At 67.1% G+C, this 12,390-nt stretch carries 12 protein-coding genes; 10 read left to right on the top strand and 2 right to left on the bottom strand.

Annotation, left to right across the window (positions count from 1 at the left end):
• Positions 1-65 precede the first annotated feature (65 nt).
• Entirely contained in the window at positions 66-539 is a 474-nt protein-coding gene (locus VGN82_RS01205; RefSeq protein ID WP_327525154.1) for an aminoacyl-tRNA deacylase, read from the top strand.
• Positions 540-580: 41 nt separating this feature from the next.
• Here the strand turns inward: VGN82_RS01205 and VGN82_RS01210 are convergent, their stop codons facing one another.
• Positions 581-2,230 carry a GMC family oxidoreductase gene (locus VGN82_RS01210; RefSeq protein ID WP_327525155.1) on the bottom strand — a complete coding sequence of 550 codons (1,650 nt, stop codon included), beginning with the start codon at positions 2,228-2,230 and terminating at the stop codon, positions 581-583.
• A 197-nt stretch (positions 2,231-2,427) separates the two neighbouring features.
• On the opposite strand from VGN82_RS01210, the gene VGN82_RS01215 reads away from it, so the two are divergent.
• Positions 2,428-3,816 carry an ethanolamine ammonia-lyase subunit EutB gene (locus VGN82_RS01215; protein WP_327525156.1) on the top strand — a complete coding sequence of 463 codons (1,389 nt, stop codon included), beginning with the start codon at positions 2,428-2,430 and terminating at the stop codon, positions 3,814-3,816.
• Complete coding sequence (gene eutC, locus VGN82_RS01220; RefSeq protein WP_327525157.1) at positions 3,813-4,604, top strand: ethanolamine ammonia-lyase subunit EutC; 792 nt, start codon at positions 3,813-3,815, stop codon at positions 4,602-4,604. Before VGN82_RS01215 ends, eutC begins: the two co-directional genes overlap by 4 nt.
• 2 nt (positions 4,605-4,606) lie before the next feature.
• Here eutC and VGN82_RS01225 read toward each other — a convergent pair whose 3' ends face one another.
• Entirely contained in the window at positions 4,607-5,182 is a 576-nt protein-coding gene (locus tag VGN82_RS01225) for a DUF924 family protein (protein WP_327525158.1), read from the bottom strand.
• Between the two features lie 235 nt (positions 5,183-5,417).
• On the opposite strand from VGN82_RS01225, the gene hemC reads away from it, so the two are divergent.
• The 7 genes from hemC to VGN82_RS01260 all read left to right on the top strand — a co-directional run.
• Positions 5,418-6,359: a hydroxymethylbilane synthase gene (hemC, locus tag VGN82_RS01230; protein ID WP_327525159.1), complete on the top strand. Its 942-nt coding sequence runs from the start codon at positions 5,418-5,420 to the stop codon at positions 6,357-6,359.
• A 59-nt stretch (positions 6,360-6,418) separates the two neighbouring features.
• A complete protein-coding gene (locus tag VGN82_RS01235; RefSeq protein ID WP_327525160.1) occupies positions 6,419-7,420 on the top strand; it encodes a helix-turn-helix transcriptional regulator in 1,002 nt (333 codons plus the stop codon).
• A 252-nt stretch (positions 7,421-7,672) separates the two neighbouring features.
• Positions 7,673-7,984 carry an STAS domain-containing protein gene (locus VGN82_RS01240; protein WP_327525164.1) on the top strand — a complete coding sequence of 104 codons (312 nt, stop codon included), beginning with the start codon at positions 7,673-7,675 and terminating at the stop codon, positions 7,982-7,984.
• Between the two features lie 2 nt (positions 7,985-7,986).
• The gene (locus VGN82_RS01245; protein WP_327525161.1) at positions 7,987-8,352 is read left to right on the top strand and encodes a response regulator; all 366 of its coding nucleotides are present in this window, start codon (positions 7,987-7,989) and stop codon (positions 8,350-8,352) included.
• Complete coding sequence (locus VGN82_RS01250) at positions 8,349-10,433, top strand: chemotaxis protein CheA (RefSeq protein WP_327525165.1); 2,085 nt, start codon at positions 8,349-8,351, stop codon at positions 10,431-10,433. Before VGN82_RS01245 ends, VGN82_RS01250 begins: the two co-directional genes overlap by 4 nt.
• 56 nt (positions 10,434-10,489) lie before the next feature.
• Positions 10,490-10,924, top strand: coding sequence for a chemotaxis protein CheW (locus VGN82_RS01255; RefSeq protein ID WP_327525166.1), 435 nt, complete (start codon positions 10,490-10,492; stop codon positions 10,922-10,924).
• 23 nt (positions 10,925-10,947) lie between these two features.
• On the top strand, positions 10,948-12,390 hold a 1,443-nt coding region (locus VGN82_RS01260; RefSeq protein WP_327525162.1), incomplete at its 3' end, for a methyl-accepting chemotaxis protein.

The following is a 12,390-nucleotide window of genomic DNA, read 5'->3' on the forward strand; positions in this document are numbered from 1 at the left end:
TTCGCCGGTGATGAGAGGAGGATGACCCGTCTACGCGTCACCACCGAACACAGGGGACGCCTACCATGACGATCGCAAAGAAGCTTCAGGACTATATCGACGGCGAGGGCATCGCCTACGATACGCTGGCCCATCATCGCACGAGGACCAGCAACCAGACAGCGGTGGCGGCGCATGTTTCAGGCAACAGCCTGGCCAAATCCGTGGTCGTGCACCACGAGACCGGATACGCGCTGGCCGTTGTGCCGAGCACGCATCGGATCGAGCTCTCGACATTGCAGGACGTCATGAACAAGCGGCTCGGCCTCGCCTCCGAGGACGAAGTCGGTACCTTGTTCAGCGATTGCGATCTCGGCGCGATCCCGCCGATCGGGTCGGCGTATAATGTGCCGGTGATCCTGGACGAGAGCCTTGGCAACGCCAGCGACATCTATTTCGAAGGCGGCGACCACAAGACGCTGGTGCGTGTCAGCGGGCCGGATTTCCGCAGCCTGATGAAGGGCGCAAAGGTCGCCCGCTTCAGCCACCCGGCACTATAGGCGCGGATAGGCGAGCCGGGACCGCCGATGGCGGCAAGCCGTCAGCGGCTCCGTGCGTCCTCCAGCATCATCGCGGCACCCTTCTCCGCGATCATCATCGTCGGATTGGCGGTGTTTCCGGAGGTGATCGCGGGCATCACCGAGGCGTCGATCACGCGCAGGCCAGCGACGCCGCGCACCCGCAGCCGCGCGTCGAGCACGGCGCGGGCATCGTCCGCGTGCCCCATCTTCGCAGTGCCGACCGGATGGAAGATCGTCGTGCCGAGCCGCGCCGCCGCGTCGAGCAGTTCGGCGTCGCTCGTCACATTTGGCCCGGGCAGGTGCTCCTGTGGCCGGAAGCGCGCGAGCGGGGCCTGGGCCACGATCCGGCGGGTCAGCTTCATCGCATCGATGGCGACCTGCCGGTCGGCTTCGGTGTCGAGATAGTTCGGCGAAATCGCAGGCGCATCCGCGGCATGCGGCGTCCTGATGTGGATACGGCCGCGGCTGGTCGGCCGCAGGTTGCAGACACTGGCGGTGAAGGCGTCGAAGGGGTGCAGGCCCGAGCCCCAGGAATCGAGCGAAAGCGGCTGGAAATGATACTGCAGGTTGGCAGTGGCATGCTCGGGCGAGGATTTCGCGAAGGCGCCTACCTGCGAGGGCGCCATCGTCAGCGGACCGCTGCGCAGGGCGGCATATTGCAGCGCCATCAGCGGCCGGCGCCAGAGCTTGGCATAGTCGCTGTTGAGCGTGCGGACGCCCTCGACCTTGTAGACCGGTCTGAGCTGGAGATGGTCCTGCAGGTTTTCGCCGACGCCGGGCAGGTCGGCGACGGTCTCGATGCCGAGGCCTTGGAGGTGGGCGCCATCGCCGATGCCGGAGCGTTCCAGCAGGGCGGGCGAGCCGACGGCGCCGGCGCTGAGCACGACCTCGCCCGTGACCACGACCCGGAGCTTCTCGCCGGCATGAGTGAACTCGACGGCCTTCGCCCGGCCGTCCTCGACCACGACGCGCTCGACCAGTACGCCCATCTCGAGCCGCAGATTGTCCTCGCGGCGGTCCAGCACCGGCCGCAAGAAGGCGCGGAAGGCACTCAAGCGGCGGCCGCGCCGCTGGTTGACCTGGAAGTAGGACGAACCTTCGTTGTCGCCGGTGTTGAAGTCGTCGATCTTGGCGATGCCCGCTGCCGCTGCCGCCTCGCGGATCGCGTCGAGAATGGCCCATCGGACGCGCGGATGCTCGACGCGCCATTCGCCGCCGCTCTTGTGCATCCGACCATCGCCCGGCCCGATATGGTCCTCGTGCTTGAGGAAATAGGCCAGCACGTCGTCCCAGCCCCAGCCGGTCAGGCCGAGCTGGCGCCAGCCGTCGTAGTCGGCGGCCTGTCCGCGCATGTAGACCATGGCGTTGATCGCAGACGAGCCGCCCAGCACCTTGCCGCGAGGATAGGGCAGGGCCCGGCCGCCGAGCCCTGGCTGCGGTTCCGTCGCGAACATCCAGTCGGCCCGCGGATTGCCGATGGCGAAGAGGTAGCCGACCGGGATGTGGAACCAGATCCAGTCGTCCCGGCCTCCCGCTTCGAGAACCAGCACCTTCTTCCGCGGATCGCGCGAGAGGCGGTTGGCGAGCACGCAGCCGGCCGAGCCGGCACCGATGACGACATAATCGAAGGTGCCGATCGTTCGGCGTCCGGTATCGTCTGCTTCGGCCATGGCGTTCCCTGCTCGCGGCGGCGGGTGTCGTCCCGCTCTGGTCAGCTAGGGGATAAGGGGAGCGAGGGCGGGTCGCAATGCGTGCGCCGTCGCAAAGCGGATGTGTCGCGGCGCCCAGTCTCGGCCCGCGGCTTGCTTGCGCCGCGTCGAACGGTTGATATGGCGTGGCGGCCTTGGTCGCTTCCGGGAGACGATTGATGGGGTATCGCGTCGCGATCGGCAGGCAGGCCTATGCCTTCGCCGATCTCAAGGAACTGATGGCGAAGGCGACGCCGTTGCGCTCCGGTGACCGGCTCGCAGGGCTGGCTGCCGGCAGCATGGAGGAGATGATGGCGGCCAGGATCGCGCTCGCCGATCTGCCGCTACGGACCTTCCTGCACGAGGCCCTGATCCCCTACGAGCACGACGAGGTCACGCGCCTGATCATCGACGGCCATGATGCGGCGGCCTTTGCTGCCGTCGCATCCCTGACCGTTGGCGAGTTCCGCGATTGGCTCTGCTCGGACGCTGCGACGACGGAAGCGCTCGCCCGCCTGGCCCCGGGCATCACGCCGGAGATGGCGGCGGCGGTCTCCAAGCTCATGCGCAATCAGGACCTCATTCTCGTGGCGCGCAAATGCCGGGTCGTCACGCGCTTTCGGAACACGCTCGGCCTTCAGGGCCGCCTTGCCGTGCGCATCCAGCCGAACCATCCGACAGACGATGCCGCCGGTATCCTCGCCTCGACCATCGACGGTTTGAGCTATGGCTGCGGCGACGCCGTGATCGGCATCAATCCGGCCTCGGACAGCACCCAGCGCATCGGCGAATTGCTGCGGCTGCTCGACGGCGTCATCGCCCGCTTCGAGATCCCGACGCAGGCCTGCATCCTGACCCATGTCACCTCCTCGATCGCACTGATCGAGCAGGGCGCGCCGGTCGATCTCGTCTTCCAGTCTGTCGCGGGCACGCAAGCCGCCAATGCCTCCTTTGGCGTCACGCTGTCCGTTTTGCAGGAAGGGTTGGAGGCCGGCCGCTCGCAGAAGCGCGGCACGGTCGGCGACAACCTGATGTATTTCGAGACCGGGCAAGGTGCAGCGCTCTCGGCCAACGCCCATCACGGCGTCGACCAGCAGACGATCGAAGCGCGTGCCTACGCCGTCTGCCGTGCCTATCAGCCGCTGCTGGTCAATACGGTCGTTGGCTTCATCGGCCCGGAATACCTCTATGACGGCAAGCAGATCATCCGCGCCGGTCTGGAGGACCATTTCTGCGGCAAGCTCATGGGCGTCCCGATGGGTTGCGACATCTGCTACACTAACCATGCCGAGGCCGATCAGGACGACATGGACACGCTGCTCACCTTGCTGGGCACGGCCGGCGTCAACTTCATCATGGGCGTTCCCGGCGCCGATGACGTCATGCTGAACTACCAGTCGACCTCCTTCCACGACCAGCTCTACATCCGCGAGGTCCTCGGCCTGAAGCGCGCGCCGGAATTCGAGGACTGGCTCCGGCGGATGGACATCATCGACGCGGCCGGCCGGCTCAGCGCCGGGCAGGGCGGACAGGCCCTGCTGACCGCGATCCAGGACCGCGCGGCATGAGCGCGTCGGACAAGCCACCGGTCGCGGGCCGCTTCGCCGAGCTCGCCCGGCTGACCCCGGCTCGGATCGCACTCGGCCGCTCAGGCTCCTCGCTGCCGATCCGCGAGGTTCTGCGCTTCGGCCTCGCTCATGCCCAGGCGCGCGACGCCGTGCATGCGCCCTTCCGCCCCGACGAGGTCGTGGCCGAACTTGCCGGCCTCGGGGTCGAAACGCTGAAGGCCGAGAGCGCGGCCCGCTCGCGCGAGGATTATCTGCGCCGGCCGGACCTCGGCCGCAGCCTTTCGCCGGAGAGCGAGGCCGCGCTGGCGGGGCGCCGCGGTGGCTTTGATCTCGCCATCGTCGTTGCGGACGGGCTGTCGTCGACCGCCGTTCAGCAGAATGCCGTGCCGTTCATCACCGCTCTGCTGCCCTTCCTGCAGCGCCAGAAGCTTACCTTGGCTCCGCTCGTCGTCGCCTCGCAGGCGCGGGTCGCGCTCGGCGACGAGGCGGCAGAGGCGCTGGGCGCGCGGATGGTCGTGGTGCTGATCGGCGAACGTCCCGGCCTGTCCTCGCCGGACTCGCTCGGCGCCTATCTGACCTTCGGTCCGAAGCGTGGGCTGACCGACGCCGCGCGCAACTGCATCTCGAACATCCGCCCCGGCGGCCTCGGCTTCCAGCACGCGGCCTTCAAGCTCGCCTGGCTGATCGACCAGGGGTTCCGTCGCGCGCTGACCGGCGTCGATCTCAAGGACGACAGCGACGCCGCGCTGGAGGCCGGCGAAGAACCGGCCCTGATATCCGGGGGCTGACCTCAGCCTGCGAAGCCGCCCTCGGCCAGGAAGGCCTTCTCCTCCGGCGTCGTCGTGCGCCCGAGCAGGGCGTTGCGATGCGGGAAGCGCCCGAAGCGCCGGATGATGTCGCGGTGGCCTTCGGCATGTTCGCGCGCAGCGCCGCCCAGCGGCGTGCTGAGCGCGACCGAGAGATCCTGGTCCGCCAGGTCTTCCGAATGGCAGAAGGGCAGGTGCAGGAAGAGCCGCAGCTCCGGCTCGATCGCCTCGCCATGACCCTTCGCCTGCGCCTGCCGAGCAAAATGCAAGGCCAGCGGGTCGGTCGCATACATATGCGCCGTGCCGCGGAAGCTGTTGCGCGGGAACTGGTCGAGCAGGATCATGAGGGCGAGCGAGCCCGTCGCCGTCTCGGCCCAGCCGTCGAGCTCGCGACGCGCGGCCGCGAAGTGGAGCGGCATGAAGCGCTCGCGAAACAGGACGTCGAAGGCCGCATCCTTCTTGAACCAGCGTTCGGGGCCGGCATCGCGCCAGAAATCGATGACCGTTTCTGCCATCGCGCCGGCGATAGGTTGCGGCTTGTCCGCGACGTCGAACTTCATTGCGTCTCTCCTGTACTGTCCCGCCGCTGGGCCGGATCGGCATGCGCTCCGGTTGATTCGGGCGGAAGGGATGCCATGTGCCCCGCAACGACCCGCGGGGCAACGTGTCCTTGATCCATGCCAAGGCGTCGGGCCGGGGTGGTGGTAAGCCGCACTCGCGGCCTTGGCCATCCGCTGGTATAGACCCGTTGCAATGATGGGGGCCGGCACGGCCTCCGGGGTAGGTAGTTCTTCGATGCTCCTGAAAATCGGTACGCGCCGCAGCCCGCTCGCGATGGCCCAGACCAACTACATCGCCGAGTTGATCAAGGCGAAGCATCCCGACACCACGTTCGAGCTGCATACGATCGCCACGATCGCCGACAAGGACCGGGTCTCCGAATTCCACCAGTTCGGCATCATCGGCGTGTTCTCGACCGAGCATGAGGAGCAGTTGACCTCGGGCGAGGTCGACATCGTCGTCCACTCGCTCAAGGACCTGCCGACGACGCTGCGCGAAGGACTTGTCCTCGCCGCCGTCCCCGAGCGCGCCGACCCTCGCGACGTGCTCTGCGGTTCGACGCTCGCCGATCTTCCACAAGGCGCACGGGTCGGCACCGGCTCGCTACGCCGGCGCTCGCAGATCCTGAGCCTGCGGCCCGATATCGAGGTCGTGCCGATCCGCGGCAATGTCGGCCCGCGCCTCGCCAAGATCAACGGAGACGATGGGCTCGACGCGGTCATCCTGGCGCAAGCCGGGCTGCAACGCCTGGGTATCGAGGGCGCGACGGAGGTGCTCGATCCCATGCTGTTCCCCTATGCGATCGGGCAGGGTGCGCTCGGCGTGCAGGCCCGCGCCGCCGACAGCCATATCCTGGCCATGCTCAAGGACATCGAAGATCCCAAGGCGCGTGCCGAGGTCGATTGCGAGCGGGCGATGCTGCACGCGCTCGGCGCAGGCTGCAGCCTGCCGGTCGGGGCCAGCACGGCCTGGGACGGAGATCGGTTGCATCTGCATGGCCAGATCACCTCCTTCGACGGCTTGAAGCGCCTGACCGCGAGCCTCGATCGTCCGGGGCGGGAGGCCGTGGAACTCGGGCTGGCGACGGCCGAGGCGCTCCGGCTCGCCGGGGGCGTCGATGTCCTCGAGGCGTCCTATCGCAGCGTTGGCGCCCACTTCAAATATGTCGGCGCCTGAGTGGCGGCGGCCTCGCGTCGCCACTTGATCGGGCGCACCGGCCGACCTCAGATGGCCTCATGAAGAGGCTCTCCGAGTCGCACGCCGTCGGATCCGCTCATGCGCCGGCCGATTTCGATTTCGTCAGCCGCGATGTCGGCGAGACGCAGTCCTGGCTGGTCGGACGGCTGCGCCGCGATCTCGTGCTCGAGCCGCTGGGCCGGCCGGGCTTCGAGGCCCGCCTGACCGCGCATGGCTTCGCCTCCGCCCAGCTTGTCCATGCCGCCTATCCCCTTGGCATGAGGCTCGGGCGAGGCCTGCCGCACGACAACCTGACTCTCCGCCTCGTCAGTGCCGGCGGCACGCTCTACTCGGTCGGCCGCGAGACGTTGGCCGCCGTGCCGGGTCAGTGCCTGATCCTCAACACGGCCCTGGCCGATCGCGGAGAATATGCGGAAGGGAGCGTCCATGAGACCGTGACGCTGCATGCCGGGGAGGTCGCCCGCACTCTGCAGGACGCCTTCGAGCGCCCGGTGACGGAGCGGCTCGACATTGCGATGTCATTCGACGCCGGTTCAGCCACCGGCGCCGCGGTCGCGGGGATCGTGGCGGCCATCGCTGGCGGGTTTCGCGGCGAGGCTGCTCTGGCGGAGGCACCGTATGCCGCGAGGATGCTGCGCAACGCCCTGATCATGCTGATCCTCGAAAGCGTCCCGCATCGCTACTCGTCCTGGTTCGAACGGCGGGCAGTGGCGCCGGCGCCCTGGCAGATCAGGCGGGCGATCGACTTCATCGACGGGCACATGGCAGGCCCCCTCACCGTACAGGACGTCGCCGGCGCCATCGGCATCGGGCTGCGCTCGCTGCAGGAGGGCTTTCGCCGCCACAAGCAGATCTCGCCGCATGACTACATCAAGCGGGCGCGGCTGAACGGTGTCCGCGAGGAGCTGCTCAACCCGCTCTCGTCACGTTCGATCGAGGCGATCGCGCGGCATTGGGGCTTCGTCAACCGCGGTCATTTCGCCCTCGACTATCGCCAGGCCTTCGGCGAGCAGCCTTCCCAGACGCGTAAGAGGCGCTGACGGCCTCGGGCCGGCCGGCTTTCGCATTGCAGCACCACAATCACCAAGGTGGCCGGTCATGGTTACCAGAGTGCTGACACGCGCCCTGGAGTTGACTCGCGAAGCGCAAGCCCGACTCAAGCCACGCATGATACTCAATAGAGTATGAACGTAAAAAACCCGACTGTTAAGTGAATTATAAGTGAATCGCCTTATATATCTTAGCGAAAGGGTCGTTAGTTACTGTGGTGTTTGAGTTTTGGTGTGATCGATATGAGCAATGCTGGTGCGGGAGCTGTCGCAAAAGTTGACCTATGGTCAGATTGTGCGCTTCGAAATGCAAGATCGATAGCCTCTTCTTTGGTCGACGTGGTTAATTCGGGGTCCGGCGTCGCGATCGACTGTGCCGGCATAGAACAGGCCGACATCACCTTCGTCCAGACCATCGTCAGCGCGGAACGCAGCTTCGCCGCGCGCGGCCTGCCTTTCACCATGCTTGCGGCAACGGAGAGCGTCCGTTCCGCCTTCGAGCGCGCCGGGGTGACGCTGCCCGGCGCTTCGCATTTCGCACAGTCCGGGAACTGATCATGGCCAATATCCTCACCGTCGACGACTCCCCGAGCGTCAGGCAGATGATCAAGCTCGTCCTCGGACCGGCCGGGCACAATGTCGTCGAGGCCGGCGACGGTTCGGAAGGGCTCGCCAAGGCCAAGGCGCAGAGCTTCGACCTCGTCATCACCGATCTCAACATGCCGGTGATGAACGGCATGCAGATGATCAAGGCGCTGCGCGGATTGCCGAGCTTCATGGGCGTGCCGATCGTCTTCCTGACCACGGAATCCGACGAAGCGGTGAAGCAGGAAGCCAAGGCTGCCGGCGCGACGGGATGGATCACCAAGCCGTTCAAGCCCGAACAGCTTCTCGCCGTCGTCGCAAAGCTGGTGAGAAGCTGATGGAACTCGATCCCACGGAAACCTTCCGCCAGGAAGCGGCCGAACTGCTCGACTCGCTCGAGACCGTGCTGCTCGACCTCGGCCAGACTCCACAGGATCGCGACCTGATCGATGCCGCCTTCCGGGCGCTGCACACGATCAAGGGCTCGGGCGCAATGTTCGGCTTCGACAAGGTCGCGGCCTTCACCCATGATTTCGAGACCGCCTTCGATCTGATCCGCAAGGGCAAGATCGATGCGAACCACGACATCGTCACGGTCTCGCTCTCGGCCAGGGACTATATCCGCACGCTGATCGAGGATCCGGATTCGACCGATCCGATTATCGGCGACGCCATCGTCGAGGAGCTTCAGCGCCTGATCGGCGGCGGTTCAGCCGCGCCGCGCGCCGACGCCCCGGCCGGCGTGGCCGAGATGGCCGAGGAACCTGACACGGCCGAACCGGCCCAGGCTGGCTGGACGATCGAGATCGCCTTCGAGCCGGAGATCCTGCGCAACGGCACCAACCCGCTGGTCCTGCTCGACGATCTGCGGGCGCTCGGTCCCTGCACGGTCCTGGCCGATCTCGACAAGGTGCCCGAGCTCGATGCGCTCGACCCCGAAAGCTGCCTGATCACCTGGACGGTGGCGCTGCAGAGCGGCTGCTCGAAGGATGAGATCGAGGACGTCTTCATGTTCGTCCGCGACGAGATGAAGCTCGACATCACCCCGCTGGGTGAGCCTGCCGCACCGATCTACGCCGAACTCGATATGTCGATGTCGGCTGAGCAGCCGGAGCCTGCTGCTGTCGTGCCGGTCGTCGCGCCCGCGCCCGCGCCTGCGCCGCGCGTCGCGGAGCGCCCTGCTGTGCCCGCCTCCGCTGCACCAGAAAAGGCCGACCTGAACCGCCGCTCCGAGGACAAGACCTCGACGGTCCGCGTTCAGGCCGAGCGGCTCGACGAGCTGATGGACCGCGTCGGCGAACTCGTGATCGCCCAGGCCCGCCTCAGCCAGATCGCCCATTCCGGTACCGATCTCGCGATCAAGGCGATCGCAGAGGAGATCGAACGGCTGGCGTCGGGCCTGCGCGATTCCACCATGGGCGTGCGCATGGTGCCGATGGGCTCGCTTTTCAGCCGCTTCCGCCGCCTCGTCCACGACCTCTCGCGCGATCTCGGCAAACCGGTCGACTTCGTCACGGTCGGCGAGGACACCGAGATGGACAAGACCATGATCGAGCGTCTTGCCGATCCGCTGGTCCATCTGATCCGCAACGCCATCGACCATGGCATCGAGAGCGCCGAGGACCGCGCCAAGACGTCGAAATCGGCGACGGGGCGCATCGAGCTCGCGGCGCGCTATGTCGGCGCGCAGGTGCTGGTCACCGTCCAGGATGATGGCGCTGGCCTCAACACCGCCCGCATCCGCGCCAAGGCCGAGGAGAATGGCCTGATCCAGCCCGGTGCGAATCTCAGCGAACACGACATCCACCAGTTCCTGTTCCATCCGGGCTTCTCGACCGCCAAGACCATCTCGGCGCTGTCGGGCCGGGGCGTCGGCATGGATGTGGTCAAGCGCACCATCGAGGCGATGCGCGGCACCATCGACCTGACCACGATCCCCGGCCACGGCTCCTCGGTCACGCTGCGCCTGCCGCTGACGCTGGCCATCATCGACGGGCTTTTGATCCGCGTCGGCGAGGGCCGCTACATCATCCCGCTCTCGGCGGTCGAGGAATGCATCGAACTGACGGCAGCCGACGAGGCCCGTGCCAAGGGCCGCAGCTTCCTCAGCGTGCGCGGCGAACTCGTGCCCTTCCTGCGCCTGCGCGAGCTCTTCGAGGCGGATGGCGAGGCCGACCCGCACCAGAAGGTGATCGTGACTTCGATCGGCGACGTCCGCGTCGGCCTCGTCGTCGATCAGATCATCGGCAGCCACCAGACAGTGATCAAGTCGCTGTCGAAGCTCCACTCCGACGTCACCATGTTCTCCGGCGCCACCATCCTCGGTGATGGCTCGGCCGCGCTGATCCTGGACGTCGCCCAGCTCGTGACCCTCGGCCAGGCCCGGGCCGAGAGCGACAGAACGCCGGAGGCCGCGTGATGAACCAGGTTCAGTTGGACGCGACTTCGGCGGGGACCGCCGGCCTGGTGCCGGCAATGGAGACGAGCCTGCAGGTGCTGATGGTCGGGCTCGGCAACGAGATCTTCGCCGTCGAAACCGACATGGTCCGCGAAATCATCGACCCGGTTCCGGTGACGCGCGTCGCCGGCGCGCGCGCCTTCCTGCCCGCGCTGATCAATGTGCGCGGCAACGTGATCCCGCTCGCCGATCTGCGCATTCGCTTCGGCATGCCGAAGAATGCAGCGACGGCCGACACCCGCATCGTCGTCGTCGAGGTCGAAATCGACGGTGACCCGGTCACGCTCGGGCTGCTCGCCGACAAGGTCTACGAGGTCACCGAGGTCTCGACCCGGCACGCCCAGCAGACGCCGCGCCTCGGCAGCCATTGGCGCCCGGAGTTCATCCGCTTCATCACCAAGTGGAACGACGAGTTCGTCATTGTTCCCGACATGGCCCGGATCCTGGGCTGAACGCGTTCGAGACTGGGGGGACGATGATGCGTTTCACGATCAAGGCGAAGCTCGCTTCCACATTCGGCGTCATCATCGCCTTGTCGATGCTGGCCGGCGGTGTCGCCTATTACGAGCTGACGGAAGTCGCCCGCGCCGAGATCGAGATCATCGATCAGGGCAAGCGCATCAGCAAGGTCGCCGCGCTCCAGCATGAGCTGCAGGGCCAGATCCGCGCGGAAAAGACTTTGCTGCTCTCCAGCACCGACAAGGAGATGGAAGCTGCGGCCGCCGAAGTCGCGACGATGCGCCAGCATGTCGCCAAGCTGGCCGGCGAGATCCAGTCAGCCGCGAGCGCGCAGGGGAGGGGCCTGATCGACGAGGCGATGGCTCGCGCCAGGACGCTGAACGAGCTCCAGGACGAAACGATCCGCAACGCCAGGCTCAACTCGGGCGATCGCGCGATGGCGATCTGGCGGACCGACGGCGCGACCGCCATCGCCGGCCAGTCGTCTGCCTTCGACGCGATCCTGGCCGAACTCGACAAGGACCCCACCTCTCCGGAGCATATGGCCGCGTCCCGACTGGTCTGGGCCGCGCGCTTCGAGGCCGCGCGCACGCTGCGCATGATCGTCGAGACCTTCAGCGCGGATTCGATGACGGAGCTCGAGGAGCGTCGCCGCGTCGCCGAGACGGAAATCGCTGCCGGCAAGCGTGCGCTCGCAGCGGCGCTGGCGGCGCTGAAGCCGCTCGCCGTTCCGGCGCAGGGTTTGGAAGCGACAGCGGAGAAGGTCTTCGTACTCGCCAGCCGCGTCCTCGACGTCGCCAAGGAGGGGGGCAGCATCCGGGCGATCGAGATCAGCCGCGGCGAGGGCCAGAAGGCGCTGGCCGGCACCATCGCCGCCTTCGACGCCTATGCCGCGCTGGCCGAGAGGCAGATGGGCGAGATCGGCGCGAAGGCCATCGAGGCGGCGAGCTTTGCCAAGACCTTGCTGATCAGCATCGTCCTCGCCTCGCTGCTCATCGCCACCATCGCCGCGAGCTGGATCGCGATCAGCATCGGCCGTGGCCTCAGCAGCGCCGTCGGCCTCGCCAACGCGGTCGCTGCGGGAGATCTCACCCGGACGGTCGTCGCGAAGACCAACGACGAGGTCGGCGATCTCGTGACCGCCCTGAACGGCACGGTCGAGAAGCTGCGCCAGGTCGTTGGCGACGCCCTCCAGGCGGCGGAGGCCGTCTCGTCGGGTTCGCAGGAGCTGTCGGCGAGCGCCGAGCAGCTGTCGCAGGGCTCGACCGAGCAGGCCTCGTCGACCGAGGAAGCTTCGTCCTCGATGGAGGAGATGGCCGCGAATGTGAAGCAGAACGCCGAGAATGCCGCGACCACCGAGAAGATGGCGGGCCAGTCGGCGAAGGATGCCGAGGCTTCGGGCATCGCCGTCGGCAAGGCGGTCGACGCGATGCAGACGATCGCGGCGAAGATCAACATC

The organism is Allobosea sp. (genome assembly GCF_035999205.1).
GTDB lineage: Bacteria > Pseudomonadota > Alphaproteobacteria > Rhizobiales > Beijerinckiaceae > Allobosea.

Coding starts and splice junctions, on each gene's coding strand:
- VGN82_RS01205 (WP_327525154.1), top strand. CDS start 66: ATGACGATCGCAAAGAAGCTTCAGGACTATATCGACGGCGAGGGCATC.
- VGN82_RS01210 (WP_327525155.1), bottom strand. CDS start 2,230: ATGGCCGAAGCAGACGATACCGGACGCCGAACGATCGGCACCTTCGAT.
- VGN82_RS01215 (WP_327525156.1), top strand. CDS start 2,428: ATGGGGTATCGCGTCGCGATCGGCAGGCAGGCCTATGCCTTCGCCGAT.
- eutC (WP_327525157.1), top strand. CDS start 3,813: ATGAGCGCGTCGGACAAGCCACCGGTCGCGGGCCGCTTCGCCGAGCTC.
- VGN82_RS01225 (WP_327525158.1), bottom strand. CDS start 5,182: ATGAAGTTCGACGTCGCGGACAAGCCGCAACCTATCGCCGGCGCGATG.
- hemC (WP_327525159.1), top strand. CDS start 5,418: ATGCTCCTGAAAATCGGTACGCGCCGCAGCCCGCTCGCGATGGCCCAG.
- VGN82_RS01235 (WP_327525160.1), top strand. CDS start 6,419: ATGAAGAGGCTCTCCGAGTCGCACGCCGTCGGATCCGCTCATGCGCCG.
- VGN82_RS01240 (WP_327525164.1), top strand. CDS start 7,673: ATGAGCAATGCTGGTGCGGGAGCTGTCGCAAAAGTTGACCTATGGTCA.
- VGN82_RS01245 (WP_327525161.1), top strand. CDS start 7,987: ATGGCCAATATCCTCACCGTCGACGACTCCCCGAGCGTCAGGCAGATG.
- VGN82_RS01255 (WP_327525166.1), top strand. CDS start 10,490: ATGGAGACGAGCCTGCAGGTGCTGATGGTCGGGCTCGGCAACGAGATC.